Below are 19,635 nucleotides of genomic sequence, written 5' to 3'. Positions count from 1 at the left end.
AAAGATCGCGGCGGCAGCTCCCACATCGAAATTCTGTAGGAGTTGCCGAAGGCTGCGATCTTTCTTTTCTACAACCACCCCGATCGCTTGAAGCTCGCCCACAAGCTCACACAACCCACCGCAATAAACCCCAGCACCGCAAAATAACCGTAATGCCAGGTCAACTCCGGCATATTCTCGAAGTTCATCCCGTAAATGCCCGCCACCGCTGTCGGGAATGCCAGAATCGCCGCCCATGCCGCGAACTTGCGCTGCACCACGCTTTGCCGGGAGGCCTCAAGCAGCACACCGATCTCGATGGTCTGGCTGGCAATGTCCGCCAGCGTGCTCAGGTCTTCCATCTGCCGCGTCACGTGGATCTGCACATCGCGAAAATACGGGCGCATGTTCTTGTCGATGAACGGGAAGCTGAGCTTTTGCAGCTCTTCGCCGATTTCCACCATCGGCGCCGCATACCGACGCAAGCGCACCACGTCTCGGCGTAAACCGTGCAGCTTCTGGATGTCTCGCTCATTGAGAGCACTGCACAACACGTTGCGCTCCAGCTCATCGATCTCGGCGTGGATCGCTTCGCCTACCGGCTGATAGTTCTCGATGACGAAATCAAGCAGCGCATACAGAACGAAATCCTCGCCATGCTCCAGCAACAGTGGACGCGCTTCACAGCGTTGGCGCACATGCGCGTAAGACGCGGAGTGGCCGTTGCGCGCAGTGATGATGTAACCCCTGCCGGCGAAGATATGCGTTTCGATGAATTGCAAAACGCCGTTTTCGCGAACCGGTGAGTAGGTGACGATAAACAGAGCGTCACCAAAGGTTTCCAGTTTCGGTCGGCTGTGTTTTTCCAACGCATCTTCAATGGCCAGTTCGTGGAGATTGAACTGGCGTTGCAGGTTGGATAACTCCTGTGCGTCCGGTTCTTCCAGACCAATCCAGACAAAGTGGCCCGGTTTGGCAGCCCAGGCAGCGCCTTCGTCCAGAGAAATATTGGTGACTTTCTTACCCTCGCTGTACACCGCAGCGGCAACAACTCGACCCATGGTGGTAATTCACTTCTTCTTGGCAGATGGCAGGGGAAACAAGGCTTCAGCTTAGCCGTGTCGCTGCTTGAGAGTCAGTGAAACTTGTACAGTTCAGCTGGCAAAAGAAAACCCGCACGGGGCGGGTTTGTTTTTTACGCGGCTTGCAGTTGCCGATCCATCGACTCAATGCACTCGCGCATCTGCTCGCGGCATCGCTCGATGAGCTGGGGCATGTCATCCATGGTCAATCCGACTGTAGGAATCGCTGGCAGCGAGCGTATGAGAACGTTGCCGCTGCGCCAGCGATTCAGGCGCATGTGCTTGACGTAACTGCTCACGCACACTGGAACGATTGGCACGCCGGCAGCAATCGCCATCTGGAACGCGCCTTTCTTGAACGGCAACAACTCTTCTCCGAGGTTGCGCGTGCCTTCCGGAAATACCCAGATCGAGGTGTCTTTGTTCTGCAGGGTGTGGGTGGTCGTCAGCATCGACTGCCGCGCCTTGTGCGCATTGCCACGGTCGATCAACACATTGCCGGCCAGCCAGAACAACTGGCCAAACAAAGGCACCCACTTCAGGCTTTTCTTGCCGATACACACGGTGCGGCGCGGGACTACGTTGCCGAACACGAAAAGATCGTAGTTGGATTGGTGGTTGGCGATGATCACGCAACTGTCAGGCTTGTTCATCAAGCCGTTGACCTCGGACTTGACCCGCAAACGCAAAATGCGCATTGCTGGCAGCGCGTAGAGGCGGGCGCACAGTCGGCTGTTGTCCGGGTTGAACGGGCGGCACAGTCCAAGGATCACGCCCAGTACGCCCGCCAGAATAAAGTGCAGGCCCATCAACAACATACGAAACACGAACAGCATTTTGCAGGCCCACCGGGACAAAAGGTGGCGCAGTGTACGGATGTGCACTGTTTTCGGCAATTGCTGCTATAGAGTCCGGAGATGGCCGATGTTTAAGCGCATGTTTCAGCATTGCTCGTCAGGCGCGTCCTAGAGCTTCTAGCGAATCTTCAACGCCCGCTGTAAGAAAAAGCCCGACACGAGGGTCGGGCTTTTCATTAGCACGCGGACGTTGGACGAATCAGCCCAAATGCTGTTGGTCCTGGACGATGGCATCGTCGAGGATTTCCAGCAAATGCTTGCGCACTTTGAGCTTGGTGTTCTTGTGCGCGAGCATGTTGATCTTCTTCAACTGACGCGCGGCAGCCAGAGCAGCGCCCTGTAATTCTTCCGCAGTCACGACCTTGTCGAGGAAGCCTGCGTCAACGGCACCTTGCGGATCGAACATCTCGCCATTGATTACCGAACGATGGAAAGCCGAACGCCGCAAGCGATCACGTGCCAATTCAATACCGGCGTGGTGCATGGTCATGCCGATCTGCACTTCGTTCAGACCGATGCTGAACGGGCCGTCGACACCGATGCGGTAATCGGCGGACAACAGCAGGAAAGCGCCCTTGGCCACGGCATGTCCCGGACAGGCAACGATCACCGGGAACGGGTGAGAGAGCAGGCGACGGGCGAGTGTAGAACCGGCTGTCACCAGCGCAACGGCCTCTTTCGGCCCTGCCGTCATCACCTTCAGGTCATAACCGCCCGAGAGAATTCCCGGTTGGCCGGTAATGATCACCACGGCCCGATCCGCCACCGCCTGATCCAGCGCCGCGTTAAACGCCGCAATCACATCCGGGGAGATGGCATTTACCTTGCCGTTGTTCAGGGTCAGGGTCGCGATACCGTCTTCGAGGTGGTAGGCAATCAACTCGCTCATGACGCTATTCCTTTTAGAAAGATGGGCAGACGTTACCCACCGCCGCAAGCCAGGTAAAGCGCCGTGACTGACCTGTCAGTCACCGTTTAGCACTTCGGCCAGCGCGGCGCGCCTCTTGCCTTCTATAAAGGAAGCGCGCGGCCCACCCGAGATTGGCGGGTTTGCCATCGTGCTCACAGGCCGAACGTTGGGTGCTCTCTTAAGCGCATGAAAATTCTGAAAAAAAGTTTGCCATCAGAAAAGCTTTCGACTACATTAGCGCGCCTCGACAGACAGAAGATGTCTGCAGAGATACGGTGAAGTGTCCGAGTGGCTTAAGGAGCACGCCTGGAAAGTGTGTATACAGGAAACTGTATCGAGAGTTCGAATCTCTCCTTCACCGCCACATTCAGTAAACGCAAGCCCCTGATTTTCCTAGAGAAAGTCGGGGGTTTGTGGTTTTTGATGTCTGAAAAAAGGCCATATGGGACTGAGATGGGACTGGCGCACTATATCGGTGCGTAAATAGTGCCTGCTGAATGGATCATTGCCTTCATCATCCATCTGATGAACTAGGCTTCTCCAAACTTAGGTACAAGGACGACTTCCATGCCATATGACTCAGACTCCAACATTGCTACGGCAGATGCTCTGACATTGCTCCTGCATAACCAGCATGCCCTGGCGGCGGCGATTGAAGAGATTAGCCATTGGATTTCAGGGGCTGGCGCAGACGTTGTTGCCGATAATGCCGTTGCAGCTTTGGAAACACTGGATATAAACGCAACGGCGATTACAGGTGCGATCATGCGGCTACGGCAGCGCTAGGGGCGTCCTGGTTGGCTGCAATCGGCCAAAAGCGGACGCTCAACGCACTTTTTTCCAACCCAAAGCGGTCGTCATCATGTTCAAGTATTATTGCGCCGATGCTCGGACTGTTCATAGGTAGGTTGATGCATGGCCAGAAGCGTTAGGCTTCAACAGAAACTTCATTCAAAGTATCTGATTGAGGTAGCGGGAGAGGTGGTGCTTGATGACTGCCTTGTTGAAAAGCTATGGGCGCTCAACAGAGGTGACAGGTTTGAGTTGAATTCACGATCCTTCGGTTTTGGACCTGTTCAAAAATACCGCTTGGAATACGCGATAACGAGAGGCCCCATTCCTGGGCATTGGCTCTACAAAGAATTTGACCCAAAGGAACTGACATTATTTTTTACGGCAAAAGACTTTGCCGGCATTTGTCATGGCTGGACCTTGTTTGACGAGTGACCATTCACGGTTCGCTGCCTGGGAGGCAGCTTCTGGCCAATAGCCGTGATTAAGCGACCAGCGTAATCTTTCGGCCTTCTCGCACAATTGAGGCAAGCAACAGATGACGGAACAGCTTTGCGTTGTATTCATTCCGGCGCTTTCGGTGGCTTTGCAAAGCGCCGAAACGAACAAAGGCTCCCCACTTACAGAGTCCGAGGCACTCAAAATTCGTGATCACGCGACGTGTGTTGCAGTTCCATTCGACGTCGCCCTGGATATGGAGAACGAACGTGGGTTCCGGGACTTAGTCGCCGAGGACTGCTGGAATGAATGGCAACGACTACGGCTCTCAATGAAGAAATGCCCCCTCTGAATTGCACCCGTACTCAGTCATAAGATGCAGTCTTCACCTGCCCATTGCTGCTGAAATGAGAGGCAGCTATTGGCCGATAGCGGCCTTAATGACCTGTTCATTGAATTCCAGCCTATGTTCAATCGGCCCCCCCACCAGGCTCAGGTGTGGGGGCCTTTTTTTGTGGCCGTGGAAGCCGGTCCCCCCAGGGCTGGTCTACCATTCCCTCGATATCTGGTTGATCTCGGGACGTGGGAGTACGCATGACTGATACCTTGGCAGCACTGAAACTGCCGAACGCAGTGGAGGTGCAAACCCTGAAACTGCTGCACCAAATTGAACTGGCACACACGGCTGACGACCTGTTTCGCGCCAGTGATCGTGCCGAAGGTTTTGTGCTGGGCCTGGAGGCGGTCAAGGCGCTGAACGCGGCCAGTATCGAAGGTTTGTATAAGATCTTCGAGGCGGCGGCCACGGCGCGGCGTCAGGAGCACGAGCAGTGATCGGCGAAGGTATTCACGAAGAGGTGTTGCGCGCCCTGGTCGAACAACACGCGGTGCGCGAATGCCTGGTGGCCAGGATCAACGGCGGCCCCGACTGGGGCCTGTCGATTCGCCTGGGTGGCAGCGGCGCACGCTGGGTGCCAGTGCGCTCGCGGCGGGAGCCGCTTCGCACCTGGGCCAGCTTGACCGCCGTGGGACGTTTTGCCGAAGGCGTGGGCCTCAGCGGATTCAATGTAGAGCTGTAACCGGTGACAGCTTCAAGGCCATTTGCAACATCCCCACCACATCCGGTCCGTCTTCATTGATCCACGTCCCGTAGTGCTGACGGATCATGTTGCCGTTGGTGTGGCCCATCTGTTCGGCGATCCAGTCGATCGACGCGACCCCGGTGGTCAGCAACTGGCTAGCGTAGGTGTGCCGGCATTGTCCCGGCCCCCGATAACGAACGCCGGCGGCGAGCAAGTGCGCCTTGAAGAAACGATCGCGCACCACGAAGTCATTGGCATGCGGCAGCCCGGTTTTGGTGTTCAGGAACACGAAGTGAAGTTTGTGTTTTCGCACCGTCTTGTTGTCCCGCTCAACCACCTCCACGGTTTCCGCTTTTCGGTTGCGGTTCAGCGCATCGATCTTGCGCAGGGCGTCCCACGCCGGTGCCAGAAGGCGCACCCGCCGCGTGGATCGGCGGGTTTTCGTCACGCGATAAGCGCCGCGCACTTTGGACCGGCGAAAGGTCACCGTGCCTTGCGCCAGGTCGACGTCCTCCCAAGCCAGGGCAATGGTTTCCGATACCCGTGGACCTGCCCACAGCATGAACTGCACCATCAGCAGTTCTTGCGTGCGCTGGGTCGGGGTTTCGAGGATCTGCCGGATTTCGGCGCGGGTGAACGGGTCCGGCGCTTCGGGATCCGGCAGACGCACCATCAACCCTTCGGTCGGGTCGTGCGCGACTTTCATGCGCGTGCGATACAAGCGGAACACCTGGCGCACATTGCTGATGATATCGCGGATGGTCTTGTTCTTCAGGGTTTTGGACAGCGTGTCCTGAATCCATTCCTGCAGGTCCAAGTGATCGATCTGGTTGATCTGGACCTTGCCCCAGCGCGGGCGCACATGCACTTCGGCCTTGTTGGCGTAACCTCGGTAACTGGAAGCCGCGACACTGTTGGCCTTGATTTTCAGCCACAGATCCAGGTAATGGCCGAAAGTGTTTTCCACCAATCTGGTCGAATTGGGAAAGTGCCGCGCGTAGTCGAAGGTACCGGTCTGGATCTCGTACTCGATGATTTCGGCCAGGCGCTTGGCCTGGGCCACGGTGGCCGGTGTGTTGCCGCCCGGGAACGTCTCCCGGCATTTCTCCCCGTTGTACTGAAAATAGATCCTCACGGACTTACCGCGAGTTTCAACCCCACTCATGTAAACCTCTAACGCTGTATTCGTATGTCGACAGTCTGACGATCGGAAACAAAAAGGCCCGTTTCCGGGCCAAGTATCTGCGGGTGCGTCTTCTGGTGGACGCGGCTTATGCCTTGGGCTTGGGATGGCGCAGATGAGCGTTCAGCCGCTGACGCCGCCGGCTGCATTTATCGTGATTGCCCTGGGCTCGCCATTTGCCGCACTGATCGCACACGCTGGTGTAATCGATGTTCCAGGGAAAGCGGCGCACCGGTGTTACGGCTGGGTCACTGGACATGGCGTGAGTCTCCTTCTGTGGCGGGGCGGGCGAGTAGCTGACTGATCACGGCGGCATCCGTCGCGCTCAGATCGCCCATGCGGCTGGCCATCTGGCTCAGGCTTTCCAGGCGCGTGCGGGCCTCGGGGGTTTTGTGCACCAGGTAGCCGATGACGGCGGCGCCGATAATCGCGGTGGCCACCAGGTGGCGCGCCGGTGTGGTAGCCTTCGCGCCGCTGCTGCTGTGGTTCTGTGCTTGCATGGTTAGGGTCCTCAGTTGTAGTCGGGTGTCGGGGAGCTGCAACTCCTCGACACTGTTTTTTTCCTCAGTCCTTACGTGCCAGGTGGATCACCAGGCCTTCGAAACGCGGCTCATGTTCAACACATGACTGCCATTCCAACACCCGCAAAATCTGTTGCCGGCTGCAGTCGTCCACGAGGATTTCGCGCTGCCCAGCGGCGGCTCGAACTTCCAGCATCTGCAGCAAACCGTCCTCTGCGTAAGCACCGGCCTGAATGATCGGCGCGCGTTGTCCCGCCAAATCCAAACGGTCTTGCACCGACTGGAGCTTGTTGGTGTGGCCGTCGCCGGCATTGCCCATAAACACTTGGATCTGCATCGGTCTTGCTCTCCTTTACGCCTTGAATGTCCAGCACTTGACCGTGGTCGGCCGGGGTTGGGAAACAGGGTTGCGGTGATTGAAGGCGGCGCGCACGGCGCTGTGCACGGCCTTATTGCTGTCGAGAAATTTGCGCGAGCGCGACTCCTTAAGCAGGTCGCGCAACGTGGCCACGTCCGCCAGCTTCTGTTTGTGTTCGGCGGCGCGCTCGCAGAATTCGTTGAGGTTGATAGCAATCACCGCCGGGTCACTGCTGTGGTCGACCACCGGGTCTTCGCTCAAGGATTCGAGGTAGTCATAGACTTCCCAAAATTCGGCGACGGCCGGATGGTCGGAGCTGATCGAGGCCTGGCGTTCAATCGCCATCCGAACGATCTGCCGCTGCGTGGCAGCGACCTGCGGATCACTGAGTTTCAGCACCAGGCGCAGACCATCCAGCAGCGATAACAATTGCGCGTGGTTCTTGCTGATGCGCTCGACCCGGATGTAACCGCGCAGGTCGTAGCCGCAACTGCTGCAGTTGCCTTGCTCGCTCGCATAGGCCGTACCGCAGGCAAAACAGTGCGTGTGCAGACGGCGCAGCTTGGCTTCGTGTTCGGGCATGCGCTGGGCGAACAGATCGAGTACGGCAGATTCTTTGCCCACCGCTTTCAAGAGGAAGTGGCTGAGGGTGCCGCCGTCCAGTGCGTTCAACTGGTCAGCGGCAGCACGGCTTTCCGGGGTGACAGTCGGGCGTACAAAGTGCAGCTTTACGATGCGCGTCATGATCGCTTCGTGAGCCACCACGGCGGCGTTCTGGCTGATGGCGATCGTTCCGCGAAAGGGCGGTTCATACGTCTCGTTGCCCGCTGTCTTGACGCCTTTGGTGGCCAGCGTGCCGCCGCCGTAGAAGTCTTTCAGCTCGTCCCATTCGAAGGTTTTGGCGTGCGCCCGATCGTCGCTGTGGCGATCGGCCTCAAGAAACACCACCGGCATGCCGGACACCTGACCCATCAGGCGCGAACGCCCGGCCTTGGTTGATTTCATCGGGTCGAAACCCTCATAACCTTCGCGGCCGAGCAGTTTCCACAGCAGGTTGAGCAGTGTGGTCTTGCCGGCGCCGGCTTCACCAGTGGCTTCCAGGAAGGGGAAGGACTGGTAACGTGCGCGGATCTGTTCGCAGAACAGCGAGCCGAAAAAGAACACCAGTGCGACGAAGCCCTGGGCGCCGAAACAGGTCCACAGCAACTGTACCCACTTCTCGTTGAAGTCTTTTCCATCGCGCTGCAGCTTGATTGGTACGCCTTTCTGCAGCGTTTTCAGGCGCAGCTTGCCGAACTCGAAATAGTCTTCACTGTTGACCTTGTAGGTGGTGCCGTCCTTGATCGCGAGGTCGCCGTAGACGTAGCAGGCGTATTCCTTGCTGTAGCCGACGTAGTCGATGGTCGACACGGTTTTGATGCCAAACAGCTGATCCTTCATCAACTTGTCGAGCTGCTGGCCGCTGCCGGTGAACATGGCGCCGGCGGCCATGCCGAGCAGGCGTTTCTTGAATTCACTGGCCGCAGACAGCTGACCGCTGGTGCCCAAGGGCGACCAGGTATGGCAGCACAGCGAAGCCGCCCAGCAGCGCGTCGACGCCGATGGCAACTGGCTACGCCAGACCGATGGCAAGATCCGAGATCAGGCGATCGAGCGCGAAGTCGAAGCTCTGGACAACCGCGAGCAGTTCCAGAGCTACACGCAGACGATCGACGACCACTCGACCGAAACTGTGGGTGGTGTGAAAAAGATCGAGGCGCTGGGAGCGCTCAAGCTGATGTCGGGCGGATCCGCGAGCTTGGCGGCAGTGGATGATCTGCACCTAGCGACCGGTCGTGATCTGAACCTGGTTGTCGGAAAGAAGTACAACGCCACTGTGGGAGGCGATATGCAGGAGCGAATTGAAGGGCTGCGCCGAAGCATCGTAGCTAAACAACAGCACCTGATGGCACCGAAGAACTGGATTGGGTCGGAATCGATTAACTTATTTCAGGTTGTTTGCGATGTGCTTAAATTAATTGAGCATATGAATGTGCAAATAGCCATGCATAATCATGGCGTCACGCAAACGCCGAACAATGCGGGCAATTTTACCCTGTATGCATCGCAAGCTTCTACTGGCCTAGTAAAACTCGAAAAAATAACGTTGCAGCCGAAGCCTGCGGTATCGATGTAGTGTGTTTTATTTGTGGATGCACAGTTAAATGCATAATTTTTGAGTCAGCGCTATTAGGCGTAACTCAACGGTTGAAACCAATCAAGCTGCATTGTTTTTTTGTTAGCTGTAAAGTTTTCCGGTTATAGATATTCAATTGTAAAGTTAAGCTCGGCATTGGCTGTGCCAGGCTTCAAGTCTTCGTTATCGATGTGAAAATATGCGGCCGTCATAGGGATTTCAAAGTTTCCTCCTTTTGAATCATAACCGTCATAAATTTGTTTGGTTGTGCCGTCGATTATGGCTGGCTGGCCATTGGAGTGTTTTATCTGGATGCCAATACCCTTGGCTGTGGAACTGGAATTCAATCTGATGACACCATTTCGATAATCGGCAGTCTCGCCGACTCTCGTGAAGCGATAATTTATTTTATTAAGGCCTGCTGGGCAATTATTCAGTTTTATGCCAAAAGCAACAGGCTCAGAGTGGCTTCCCTGTGCCTTCCCAATGTCGCTGAGCGTGAAGGTGCCCATTCGGACATTGATATCCGGTGTTTCGCAGGAGGCTGCGACAACATTCATTTCCGTGACGCTTAGGGTTATCGGGTAAAGTTCGCCATCTCTGTAATAACCCAATATTCCGCCGGGGATTCTTGCACCAGCTTTGATGTCTCCGATTTTAACGATATTAAAACCTAGGATCAAATAGTTGAAAGTATAATCGGGGGCGGCATCCTTTGTGATAGCAGGGTATTGTCCAACTCTCTCCTGGTTAGTGGTCCATTCCCACGCCAAGCCTGTATCTCCTATGGGGTAAGTTCCAGAGGTCGCATTCTGTCCTCGTGCGTCCATACTTCCAGCGGAAAAGCTAGTAGTACAACCAAATCGATTTTTTAGCTCTTTCGCAAAACCATCGCCCCCTATGTATATTATCGTACCGTTGGGCGTATTCGCTGGAACAGTAATGCTGGGAGGGAGTTTGGTGCTCATGGTTACTGGGCCGTGCCCCGCAAGGTAAGTGCAGGTAGCATTTGCACAAAGGGGGATCGTAGCAGCAGCTAAAAGTGATACTGTGCGTAGTAGTGTTGATCGCATTTAAAAAAACCTATTCATAATCCTGTTAAATATCTCAAAAAAGCAGAGGCGCGTTGTATACACGTTGATGTGGCGACTTATTGTGAGATTTTTTATGTCTGACGCATGCGTTGCATGTATTTGATTGAGGGTGGAAGATGGCTGTTCCGTTTAAAATAAGAATGGTCTGTATTTTGGTTGTTGTGTGCGCACGCTAATTGTTTTTTCAGCCGAGTCGACACCACCACGACTGCGCATACGCGCAGCCATCGATGTACTCAATACCGCTCAACACAAAGCCGGTTACTGCCATGCCTGCCAGTGTCGCATCGAGCAGAGTCGGTTAAGGCTGACTAATCTAGCAACGTCCAGCGAGCTATCCGGAGGATGGACTAATCTTACGAGACCACTTTTTAAGGATGGCCACCATGCTGGATAACTCGGAATGCAAGATCGCCACGGCAGATGCTCTGACGTTGCTTCTACACAATCAGCACGCGCTAGGCGCGGCCATCGAGGAGATCACTAAGTGGCTTTCAGAGAGCGGCGTAGCGGATGTTGCAGGTAACGCATTCGTCGCCATGGAAACCTTGGACGCAAATGCACAAGCGATTACAGACGCGATTATGCGACTACGGCGATGCTAGCGAATCTCTAAGCTCTGCACGCGAAAAGGCTGGAGTCCACGAGACATCAGCCCTGCGAGTGTTCAATCGTTTGCAACGAATCGATCTCTATAAAAAATCGGTGAAAAAGCACTTATCCCCCTCCCGCCGGCGGGTTGCGCATCGCCTTTTTGTGAAAACGGAAACGTTGTACGAATTGACGCTCCGGCCACGTAGGCTGGTGGCCTCCTGAGCTAACTGGTCTTTGCACGCTGTGCAGAGTTTTGAAAAGAAAGGTAAGGAAGTTTGCACAACGAACGTTGAGGTGTTGGTGGGCGGAAGGGAAATTGAGCGCCGAGTTCATTGAGCCAAGCCTTGAAAAACCCGGCTTTTTCAGCGTTTTTTAAATGCGATCACGTTGAGTAATCAAGTAAAACGATGGCGACGGCATGACTCGGGGAGGTCGCCACAGCCCAACGATCATATGGGCGGTGGGCAGCGGATCGTCCTATTTGGACTGCGACTACATTTCACAGGGAATTGCTTCTCGTCAAACCGAGACTCAATCCTTGGGGAAGATTTTCGATTGCGATAAGTGCAAGGTTATCGGTGATGATTCGACCATCATCCAACAGCACAAAAGACGGAAACCACTGGAGCGTCTCGTCATCGAACTCATAGACCAACTGTCGGCTGATTTTTCCTAGCCCCTTCAGCCTTGAGATCAACCGGGCTGCTTGTGCCGCTGCGCCGGCCAACAAATCCATCGCTTGACGTAGTTTTTTTTCGTCCTTGCCTCTGAATAAAAAAGAGACTTGGCAACCGTCCTGATGAGAGTGGAAGTCGAGTATAGGACTGCGTCGATCAGCTAATCGGCTAAACAGCTTCCGAACCCACGCATGGATTGCGGGATAGGTTGCTTTTCCAGCCTCTGAAGCCAAAGCCTTCACAAAAGGATTCCAGACGAGGATCACATAAGGTAGGCCAATGCGAATCAGCTCTTGAAAAGTCTCTGCTGAGTTATGCGAAAGCTCAGTGTGTTCGACTCTGATAGGAGCATCGCTGGTGACTTGCTCCAGCCAAGCTGGGTCCACCTCTCTTGAGTCCGTTCCGATCTCTATCCACACATCATTTAGTAACGCTGGAAGCTGCTGAGGAGGCGGCACCGGGATGCCAGTATTCACTCCCAGCCCACGAAAGCTCAAAACGTCTCCGCCAGCGTAATAACCTAAAACCGCGGCGATAAACTTCCGACCGTCAGCAGTTTCAAAAAACGCACCCTCAAGTATTTGTCCTTTTGGACGTCCAGGGTCATGATTTTCAAGAAGGACAAACGGATCGCTGTTTATTGTCGCAACCAGTATATCTGGATCGACATCAACCAATAATTGGCCTTCATTATCGCGATCATCTGTCCAAACCACCGCGCGCACAACTTCGCCATACGCCCTACCTTGATGTCGCTTTTCCGCTTCAACCACCCATTGGAGGGCAGCGGGCGTTTCGTGAATAAAATCTGTCATGGGATACCAACTCTCCGATCGTGCTGACAAACAGATACTCAGCTTTCTTTCTTGCTACTCAGAGTCTCAAACTTTTCTTTGGTGAGCTTTTTCGTTTCTGCATACCCTTGGAGGTACCAAGAAAGGATCGAGGTCGTCTCCCTGAAGCAATTCAAAACCTCAACCCAGCTAGAATCAGAAAATTTCAAATCAGTGGCTGATATCTCAAACTCAATGGTTCGAGAAGCGTCCTCGATATTCGAGATCGAGTCAGTGATATGCGCCCCCGAAAAATGCACGTAGCCACACAGATTTTTGTAGACGTCGGGAAGCCAGGGATACTCGGCCTTATGTGTTTCAACCAAAAAAGCATCTGACAGGGGCTGTTTGCCGCTGCGGTCCGTCATCCTGTTGATCGGCACTCCCTTCATCACATCTGTAGCAAACTGATGAGGGTCAGAGACTAACCACGCGGCTGAAAATCGCAATGCGGTGTCTATATGCATTCGTAACATTGAGCGTGCACACACCATATTCCAGGATCGGACCATTGCCGCCGTAGCACTTGAGGTACTGACGGTTCGCTTAATTGCGGCGAATACCATCCAGTCCAACGGGTACATCGGACTGCCAGAGGGACCGACGACATCCATGCAAAGCTTAAGCAGTGCGTCCTTGTCCCGTTCCAGCGCCTGCAAAAGCGCCTCGACTTGCTCGCTACGCGGTGGGTGACCATTGTCCATATCTCAAACTCTCCTGATTCAATTTGAAAGCGGCGTCTTTCCAATTCGAAATACCGCGCCAAGAAATGGAAGGCCATGATCGAATCGCAGACTAGCAGCAATCAGTGAGCGCCTCGTCACTTGAACAGGCGGCTGGAGGCTTTACCACGAAATAATCCGTCCAATTTAGGAAGATTTCTATTCGGCACATATACACAGGCGCCCGCTTAGATCGCTGATTTATAAGGCCTCGCCCAACAAATAGGGTTGTCTTACTCGGGCTCATAATCCTTTTGTCCACGATTCAAGTCCGTTGCTCGACGAGCATTTTTGACCCTGTCATGAAAAGATGAGCGCGGATTACTGCGCTCGCGCTGGAATACATCGAACACCTCACGCGTCGTGCTCCCGGGTAAAGCATCTTCCCTTGGCATAGGTACTGGCTCCATCTGAAAGAAACCAGATAGCAGCGAGAGTGCTCCAGATTAAACCCGAAAGCGGTTGCTTGGGATTCGCCGTATGGATATTTTTCAAACGTGGGCTGGGAAAAAGGTAATTTTGGTAAGCGAGATGTAGAAATGGGCTACACCCCTTGTGGTGCCTGGCTTTCAGTCATTACCTCAAGAGGTAATTTTAGGTAAGAGTTAGGGTAATAATTTCTGAAGTGCCCCATTTTACTGGGTTTGAGGGCTATCAGGGATTACTCGTAGGAAGGGTAATTTTCTAACTTCATACTTACCAAATTATTACCTTTAAGGAATTCTCCCAACGCCACGATTTTCAAGGCCTCCAGAGGTTGGCTCATGCTGTATTACCAAAATTACCTTTTTCCCATGGGTCAACATGAAAGGTCGAAATGGCTTTCGCGACCCTGTTCTGCAACCTGGTGCGCAAAACCCATGGGACTGCCATGGGACTGAGATTAAAAATCTCGCTCCTCTGCAGCCCTTATAAACCGGGGGGGTGTGCTCAAAAAACCGCAAACGGGTAGTTTCGAATCTCTCCTTCACCGCCAAATTCAGTAAACGCAAACCCCTGATTTTCCTAGAGAAAGTCGGGGGTTTGTGGTTTTTGGCGTCTGGAAAAAAGGGCAGTAACGAACAACTGGGATCGACGATCTGGAATGTATGGCGGCGTGCCTTTCTTTCCGAGAAGTTGTACAAAACCCTGTCACCCGTCGAAATCTCCTACACGCCTCATTGACCCCTTGAACCGTCCCGAGTTTACTGTATGCGCATACAGTAAATTCACTATCAGGTTCGTATCATGAGTGTCACCATCCTCGGCCCTTTGTCAGGCGCGGGCGAAAAGCTTGCGCTGTATTCGTTTCGGATTCCCGCCGGTTTTCCTTCGCCGGCGGCCGATCACATTGAAAAGCACATCTCTCTGGATGAGGTTTTTGATATTCGTGCGCCGCACGTTTATCTGGCGAAGATCGAAGGCGAGAGCATGCAGGACGCGGGGATATTTTGCGGTGATCTGGTGATCGTCAATCGCAGCCTGAACGCCGAGCACGGCGATATCGTGATCGCTGGGCTCAACTCCGAGCCCGTCTGCAAGCGCCTGCACATGCGCGATAACGCCATCATTCTTCTTTCAGCCAACAGTAAATATCCGCCTCGTTACGTGATGGAAGGAGATGAGCTGGTGATCTGGGGCGTGGTGACTTACAGCGTGCGCGACCATGGCAAATCGTGAGCAGGTCTTTGCGCTGATTGATTGCAACAGCTTCTATGCCAGCTGTGAGCGAGTTTTTCGACCCGATCTGGCGAAGACGCCGATTGTGGTGCTGAGCAATAACGATGGCTGCGTGATTGCGCGCAGCTACGACGCCAAGCCCTTTGTGAAAATGGGCGCGCCGTATTTTCAGATTCGTGATGATCTGCGCCGCCACGGTATCCAAGTGTTCAGCAGCAACTACGCGTTGTACGGCGACATGAGCGAGCGGGTGATGACGATCATCGAATCCATGGTGCCCGCCGTCGAGGTGTACAGCATTGATGAGGCGTTTGCCGATCTGAGCGGCATACCAGGCGACCTTACCTTGTTTGGCCGGACCATCCGCTCCGCTGTTTATAAACGCACCGGCATCCCCGTCGGCGTCGGCATCGCCCCTACGAAAACGCTGGCCAAGCTTGCCAACCACACTGCGAAACGCCTGCAGGCGCACACCGGTGGCGTGGTCGACATCTGCGATCCGGTCAAACGCGACTGGGTGCTGCGCAACACCGATGTCGGCGAAGTGTGGGGCATCGGTCGGCGCATGAAAGCTCATCTTGAGAGCATGCAGATCAGAAGCGCGATGGACCTGGCCAGGGCTGATCCGTGGACACTTCGGCGCAAGTTCAGCGTGGTGATCGAGAAGACCGCGCGCGAACTGGGCGGCACATCGTGTCTGGAACTGTCCGAAACCGAGCCGCCGAAACAGGAAATCTGCAGCCGCCGCATGTTTGGCAACCGTTTGACTACCATCGAACCGATCAAGGAAGCCGTGGCGACTTATGTACATCGAGCGGCGCAAAAGCTGCGGGCACAGAATTCACTGTGCAAAAAGATCCGCGTGAGTATCCGCACGGGCATGTTCAATCCGCAGGAGGCCAAGTACGCCAATGGCGCGCTGATTGAATTGCCTTATCCGACAAACGACGTGCGACTGTTGAGCAAGTTGGCGAGCGAGGCGATTGACCGATTGTTCCGGCCGGGTTTCAAGTACAGCAAGGCTGAGGTGTTATTGATGGATCTTCGGCAGCCCGGAGAGTTTACCGAAGACCTGTTTGCAGATTCTCAACCCCAAGCGGCGCAGAAGGTGATGGGCGTACTGGATCGAATCAATCAGCGATGGGGCCATGGAACGTTGCGCGCGGGAAGTGTGCCAGCCGATCCGGATTGGGGGATGCGGCGGGAGATGATGAGTTCGAGTTTTACGACGAAGCTGGATCAATTGTGGGTCGTTAAATGTAATTGAAGCAGCGGGTGCGACGTTTGGTGCCGCGTTACAATCGCCGCTTTCACTTTCGCAGTATAAGGACGACTTTCATGATCATTTCCACCACTCATTCCGTCGAGGGGCGGCAGATCACGGCCTATCTGGACATTGTCAGCGCCGAGTCTGTGCAAGGCGTCAACGTGATCCGCGATATGTTCGCCGGCATGCGCGACTTCTTTGGTGGGCGGTCGCAGACGTTGGAGCGGGCTCTTAAGGAGGCCCGCATTCAGGCAACCGACGAACTGAAAGATCGAGCGCGGGCATTGCAGGCTGACGCCGTGGTCGGCGTGGATTTTGAGATCAGCATGCCGGCAGGCAAGGGCGGCATGGTCGTGGTGTTTGTCACCGGAACGGCGGTGAAGCTGCGCTGAGCTTGCCGTCAAGCCAAAGCTGATTTAGCGAGTGAGCGCTGATTGCAGCGCTTGATCCATTCGTCGGTGATCAATGCCGCTGGACGGCAAGTCCAGTAATGACCGGCTAGTCTCAAAAGCGCTGAGGGACGATATTTTCCAGGCAAAACTGTTTTGCCGGTGTCGACCCGGTTGCGTAGGGGAGAGTCTATGTCAGGTCCATTTATCGAAGATGATGGCGCAGAGTTTTCATTCAACAACTGTGTGCGCTGCGGTCAGTCGGAGTATCAGTCGGGTTTTGGCGAAGATCCGGTCAGCATCGGCAAAATCAAATCTATAGCCCCCAAAGGGCCGAAAGCGAAATTTCTGCCCAAGGTCACGGCAAGGACCAGAAAGTGATTTCATCCTGCACCCCGTCTCTGAGCGGGGTTTTTTATGCGCAAGAATGGGAGATGGAATGCAGGGCGGGCGTTGACATTAATGTCGGTTTTTTTTCACAAACTTTTCACGTTGGTCAACGTAGGGTGAAGCCATCCGTTAGAAAGCAAGTCTCCAGCCCGTCTCCCCAGCGGGCTTTTTTTTGCCCGGCATAAAACCTTTTCCCTGATCGCTGTCCAATCGACGCTGTCGCCGGCGTCTGGACTTTCCTGCGCCGCACATAGATCCCGCTCCTTTTCGTCATCCCGTTTATTTGAGGTTTTCGTCATGCGTTTAACACTGCCTGCTCTGGTTCTTGGCCTTCTGGTTGCTCAAGGTGCGATGGCTGCCGGTGATGGCACCGCTGCGCTGGGCGGTGGCCTGGGTGGTGCGCTGGGTAATGTGGTCGGTCAGAAAATGGGCGGCAGCACCGGTGCCGCCATCGGCGCTGGCGTCGCGGGCGCAGCGGGCAGTGCCGTCGCCGCACGCAAGGGCAGCCGTACCAAAGCGGCGATCGGCGGCGGTGTCGGTGCGGCCGGTGGTTCGGTGATCGGCAACAGCCTGGGCGGTCGCAACGGCGCCACCATCGGCGCGGGTCTGGGCGGTGCGGCAGGCGGCGCAGTCGGCAGCAACCTGGGCAAAGGTCACAAGCGCCACTGAGGCTGATTGCCTGTCAGAAAAAGCCCGGCTCGATGTCGGGCTTTTTCATGGCTGAACGTTTTGTCCGAAATCATCTCCAATCTGCATACGCCCCGCTTGGGCGGATTGTCCCGTTTCGGGAACTGCGAGGTTCATATGCGATTGTCATTATCTGCACTGTTTTTTGGCTTGTTCGTGGCGCAAGGCGCGATGGCAGCCGGAGACGGCACCGCTGCCGTAGGCGGTGGTCTCGGCGGTGCGTTGGGTAATGTGGTTGGCGGACAACTCGGCGGCAGCACGGGCGCGGCGGTCGGCGCAGGTGTTGGCGGCGCGGTGGGCAGTGCCGTCGGCGCGAACAAACGCAACCGCACTGAAGCCGCCATTGGTGGCGGTCTGGGCGCAGCAGGCGGCTCGGTCGTCGGCAACAGCCTCGGCGGCTCCACCGGCTCCGCCATCGGCGCGGGCCTGGGCGGTGCAGCAGGCGGCGCGGTAGGTAACAATCTTGGCGACGACGACGGCGGATCTCATTCCGGCGGCCACAAGCACAAGAACAAACACAAAAATAAACATCGCTGATTGATCAACGAAAACCCGGCCTGGTGCCGGGTTTTTCGTGTCTGGCCGTCAGGCAGAGGAACGATTGGCGGCAGGGCTTTTCGAACGTCATACATCCCACACGATCAAGAGGTTCGCCATGACTCCTGAAACCGAAGGCAAAGAAGAGAAGGGCCCGAGTGGACTGCCGTTTATCAATGACCCGGGGAATGAAGATCCGGGCTCGCTGATGGATGATGCGACAGTGCCGTTGAATGATGCGGATGAGGCGGATATGGAGTATGAGGAGGATGGGGATGAGCAGTGAGTGGAGTAGGGTGGCTTGAAAGTTTGGATTTGGTTTTGAGGGCCTGAGTGAGCAGGCCCTTTTTGTGGTGGGTCTAATCGATTTCTTTTGAGTCGGCCAATACATATAGATTGCTTATGGCTGACATTTTTTTTATTTTTTTTAGATTTATATATTCTTCTAATTCTTTTTCGATGTTGTTTTTGTTGCAATATTTTTTATATTTTGATGGTCTCTCGCGAGCGAAGTTGTATAGGCGCCAAACATCAAATCCATTGATTTCACCGTTAGGGCCATAGTCAAAATCTACACTTCCGGTCGATAAATTGATTCGACAGCCAATACCATGCAATTCATATTTAACGCCTCGCGTGACCCTCCCGCATCGCTTTATTGACTCGGTGCGCCAAAGCCTTCGAATATCTCGAGTGCCAAATTTTCTCTCAAATACCAGAGTGCTGGACTCTACCATAGAGATAAAGTCATTTATCAGGATTTCCAAAGTTTCACTTTGTTCACTCATCTTCTTCTGCGATGCTCCAATCTGTCTAAACCTACGTTGTTTGCTGACTTTAGTACATCTTCAATGCTGTTTAGAGTTCTGTCGTATTTTGTGAGATCGGTTATGAGTCTGATTGTCACATTGGTCGAAGTTTGCCGTGCAGCTGCTGCGCGATGGTGTCCGTTCAGAATGTATAAATGGCCGTCATGTTCTATTACGTCGATAGGTTCCACTGAGTCGTACCCGTTACGCATTTGGCTTTTATAGTCCTCGACTGTCTTGGTTGAGGTCTTTCCCTCGATTGTATGTAATCTTTTCAAAGTTTGTGGATCTATATCGTGAGCAATGGCCGGTACATCCGGCTCCCCCTCATCAACTCTAGCCGAGCCAATCCCACCCGGAACCTCACACCCAGGCTTCTTCGGCGGCGGGCAATTAGACGTCAACCCCAACGGATCCACCCACCCCGTCGGATTCGGCACGTACTGGTATTGATTCAACCCACCCGCGAGCTTCACCGGGTCCGGGGTCAGATACCGCCCCAATCTCGGGTCGTAATACCGGTGCCGGTTGTAATGCAGCCCACTTTCAACATCGAAGTACTGCCCCTGAAAGCGCAGCGGTTGATCCAGATAGTCTTC

The 19,635-nt window shown here is 54.6% G+C and carries 24 protein-coding genes, 1 tRNA gene and 2 pseudogenes; 14 read left to right on the top strand and 13 right to left on the bottom strand.

Features of this window, described 5'->3' with window-relative positions; all coding sequences use genetic code 11:
* Positions 1-68: 68 nt before the first annotated feature.
* The 3 genes from ACIGDJ_RS21920 to ACIGDJ_RS21910 form a co-directional block, all read right to left on the bottom strand.
* Positions 69-1,040: a magnesium and cobalt transport protein CorA gene (locus ACIGDJ_RS21920; protein ID WP_101157431.1), complete on the bottom strand. Its 972-nt coding sequence runs from the start codon at positions 1,038-1,040 to the stop codon at positions 69-71.
* A 134-nt stretch (positions 1,041-1,174) separates the two neighbouring features.
* A complete protein-coding gene (locus tag ACIGDJ_RS21915) occupies positions 1,175-1,897 on the bottom strand; it encodes a 1-acyl-sn-glycerol-3-phosphate acyltransferase (RefSeq protein WP_101157429.1) in 723 nt (240 codons plus the stop codon).
* 220 nt (positions 1,898-2,117) lie between these two features.
* The gene (locus tag ACIGDJ_RS21910) at positions 2,118-2,807 is read right to left on the bottom strand and encodes a crotonase/enoyl-CoA hydratase family protein (RefSeq protein WP_313005511.1); all 690 of its coding nucleotides are present in this window, start codon (positions 2,805-2,807) and stop codon (positions 2,118-2,120) included.
* A 295-nt stretch (positions 2,808-3,102) separates the two neighbouring features.
* On the opposite strand from ACIGDJ_RS21910, the gene ACIGDJ_RS21905 reads away from it, so the two are divergent.
* The 5 genes from ACIGDJ_RS21905 to ACIGDJ_RS21885 all read left to right on the top strand — a co-directional run bounded on the left by ACIGDJ_RS21905 (position 3,103) and on the right by ACIGDJ_RS21885 (position 5,137).
* Positions 3,103-3,192 (top strand) — tRNA-Ser (locus ACIGDJ_RS21905).
* Between the two features lie 203 nt (positions 3,193-3,395).
* On the top strand, positions 3,396-3,614 hold the full coding sequence (locus tag ACIGDJ_RS21900) for a hypothetical protein (protein WP_150638705.1): 219 nt from the start codon (positions 3,396-3,398) through the stop codon (positions 3,612-3,614).
* 129 nt (positions 3,615-3,743) lie between these two features.
* Positions 3,744-4,055 (top strand): hypothetical protein, encoded by a 312-nt coding sequence (locus tag ACIGDJ_RS21895; protein ID WP_125916036.1) that lies wholly within the window; start codon positions 3,744-3,746, stop codon positions 4,053-4,055.
* A 597-nt stretch (positions 4,056-4,652) separates the two neighbouring features.
* The gene (locus tag ACIGDJ_RS21890; protein ID WP_397479571.1) at positions 4,653-4,892 is read left to right on the top strand and encodes a hypothetical protein; all 240 of its coding nucleotides are present in this window, start codon (positions 4,653-4,655) and stop codon (positions 4,890-4,892) included.
* Positions 4,889-5,137: a hypothetical protein gene (locus ACIGDJ_RS21885; protein WP_397479572.1), complete on the top strand. Its 249-nt coding sequence runs from the start codon at positions 4,889-4,891 to the stop codon at positions 5,135-5,137. Before ACIGDJ_RS21890 ends, ACIGDJ_RS21885 begins: the two co-directional genes overlap by 4 nt.
* Here ACIGDJ_RS21885 and ACIGDJ_RS21880 read toward each other — a convergent pair.
* The 5 genes and pseudogenes from ACIGDJ_RS21880 to ACIGDJ_RS21860 form a co-directional block, all read right to left on the bottom strand.
* Complete coding sequence (locus tag ACIGDJ_RS21880) at positions 5,121-6,305, bottom strand: Arm DNA-binding domain-containing protein (protein ID WP_397479573.1); 1,185 nt, start codon at positions 6,303-6,305, stop codon at positions 5,121-5,123. The genes ACIGDJ_RS21885 and ACIGDJ_RS21880 overlap by 17 nt on opposite strands.
* A 106-nt stretch (positions 6,306-6,411) precedes the next feature.
* Positions 6,412-6,582, bottom strand: coding sequence for a hypothetical protein (locus ACIGDJ_RS21875; RefSeq protein WP_178081155.1), 171 nt, complete (start codon positions 6,580-6,582; stop codon positions 6,412-6,414).
* A complete protein-coding gene (locus ACIGDJ_RS21870; protein WP_397479574.1) occupies positions 6,572-6,823 on the bottom strand; it encodes a hypothetical protein in 252 nt (83 codons plus the stop codon). The genes ACIGDJ_RS21875 and ACIGDJ_RS21870 overlap by 11 nt, the downstream gene beginning before the upstream one ends.
* 64 nt (positions 6,824-6,887) lie before the next feature.
* Positions 6,888-7,181 (bottom strand): hypothetical protein, encoded by a 294-nt coding sequence (locus tag ACIGDJ_RS21865; protein WP_150638700.1) that lies wholly within the window; start codon positions 7,179-7,181, stop codon positions 6,888-6,890.
* Between the two features lie 15 nt (positions 7,182-7,196).
* Positions 7,197-8,744: pseudogene (locus ACIGDJ_RS21860) on the bottom strand (bifunctional DNA primase/helicase); the annotation flags it as partial.
* Here ACIGDJ_RS21860 and ACIGDJ_RS21855 point away from each other — a divergent pair.
* Positions 8,737-9,378: pseudogene (locus ACIGDJ_RS21855) on the top strand (hypothetical protein); the annotation flags it as partial. The pseudogenes ACIGDJ_RS21860 and ACIGDJ_RS21855 overlap by 8 nt on opposite strands.
* A 122-nt stretch (positions 9,379-9,500) precedes the next feature.
* Here ACIGDJ_RS21855 and ACIGDJ_RS21850 read toward each other — a convergent pair.
* Entirely contained in the window at positions 9,501-10,346 is an 846-nt protein-coding gene (locus ACIGDJ_RS21850; RefSeq protein ID WP_397479575.1) for a fimbrial protein, read from the bottom strand.
* A 512-nt stretch (positions 10,347-10,858) separates the two neighbouring features.
* On the opposite strand from ACIGDJ_RS21850, the gene ACIGDJ_RS21845 reads away from it, so the two are divergent.
* Positions 10,859-11,077: a hypothetical protein gene (locus ACIGDJ_RS21845; RefSeq protein ID WP_263469639.1), complete on the top strand. Its 219-nt coding sequence runs from the start codon at positions 10,859-10,861 to the stop codon at positions 11,075-11,077.
* 488 nt (positions 11,078-11,565) lie between these two features.
* Here ACIGDJ_RS21845 and ACIGDJ_RS21840 read toward each other — a convergent pair whose 3' ends face one another.
* A complete protein-coding gene (locus ACIGDJ_RS21840) occupies positions 11,566-12,558 on the bottom strand; it encodes a hypothetical protein (protein ID WP_397479576.1) in 993 nt (330 codons plus the stop codon).
* A 38-nt stretch (positions 12,559-12,596) separates the two neighbouring features.
* On the bottom strand, positions 12,597-13,280 hold the full coding sequence (locus ACIGDJ_RS21835; protein ID WP_397479577.1) for a hypothetical protein: 684 nt from the start codon (positions 13,278-13,280) through the stop codon (positions 12,597-12,599).
* Positions 13,281-14,525: 1,245 nt separating this feature from the next.
* Between ACIGDJ_RS21835 and ACIGDJ_RS21830 the strand changes: the two genes are divergently transcribed.
* From ACIGDJ_RS21830 to ACIGDJ_RS21800, 7 genes are all read left to right on the top strand, one after another.
* Positions 14,526-14,957 carry a LexA family transcriptional regulator gene (locus ACIGDJ_RS21830; RefSeq protein ID WP_101157414.1) on the top strand — a complete coding sequence of 144 codons (432 nt, stop codon included), beginning with the start codon at positions 14,526-14,528 and terminating at the stop codon, positions 14,955-14,957.
* Positions 14,944-16,224, top strand: a complete 1,281-nt coding sequence (locus ACIGDJ_RS21825; protein WP_397479578.1) for a Y-family DNA polymerase — start codon at positions 14,944-14,946, stop codon at positions 16,222-16,224. Before ACIGDJ_RS21830 ends, ACIGDJ_RS21825 begins: the two co-directional genes overlap by 14 nt.
* Positions 16,225-16,295: 71 nt before the next feature.
* Positions 16,296-16,616 (top strand): YbjQ family protein, encoded by a 321-nt coding sequence (locus tag ACIGDJ_RS21820; RefSeq protein WP_016773801.1) that lies wholly within the window; start codon positions 16,296-16,298, stop codon positions 16,614-16,616.
* A 189-nt stretch (positions 16,617-16,805) separates the two neighbouring features.
* Positions 16,806-16,994, top strand: a complete 189-nt coding sequence (locus tag ACIGDJ_RS21815; protein WP_101157408.1) for a hypothetical protein — start codon at positions 16,806-16,808, stop codon at positions 16,992-16,994.
* 306 nt (positions 16,995-17,300) lie between these two features.
* Entirely contained in the window at positions 17,301-17,672 is a 372-nt protein-coding gene (locus tag ACIGDJ_RS21810) for a hypothetical protein (RefSeq protein ID WP_016773803.1), read from the top strand.
* A gap of 135 nt (positions 17,673-17,807) precedes the next feature.
* Positions 17,808-18,227 (top strand): YMGG-like glycine zipper-containing protein, encoded by a 420-nt coding sequence (locus tag ACIGDJ_RS21805; protein ID WP_397479579.1) that lies wholly within the window; start codon positions 17,808-17,810, stop codon positions 18,225-18,227.
* Between the two features lie 118 nt (positions 18,228-18,345).
* Positions 18,346-18,513, top strand: coding sequence for a hypothetical protein (locus ACIGDJ_RS21800; protein ID WP_016773805.1), 168 nt, complete (start codon positions 18,346-18,348; stop codon positions 18,511-18,513).
* Positions 18,514-18,586: 73 nt separating this feature from the next.
* On the opposite strand, the gene ACIGDJ_RS21795 is transcribed toward ACIGDJ_RS21800, so the two are convergent.
* Entirely contained in the window at positions 18,587-19,015 is a 429-nt protein-coding gene (locus ACIGDJ_RS21795; RefSeq protein WP_101157402.1) for a DUF6896 domain-containing protein, read from the bottom strand.
* A partial coding sequence (locus ACIGDJ_RS21790) for an RHS repeat-associated core domain-containing protein (RefSeq protein ID WP_397479580.1) occupies positions 19,012-19,635 on the bottom strand: 624 nt, incomplete at its 5' end. The genes ACIGDJ_RS21790 and ACIGDJ_RS21795, both read right to left, overlap by 4 nt.

Origin of the sequence: Pseudomonas sp. NPDC079367 (genome assembly GCF_044542195.1) — a bacterium.
Taxonomy (GTDB): Bacteria; Pseudomonadota; Gammaproteobacteria; order Pseudomonadales; family Pseudomonadaceae; genus Aquipseudomonas.
The sequence above is the reverse complement of the archived record's forward strand: the minus strand, read 5'-3'. Positions and strand labels throughout refer to the sequence as shown.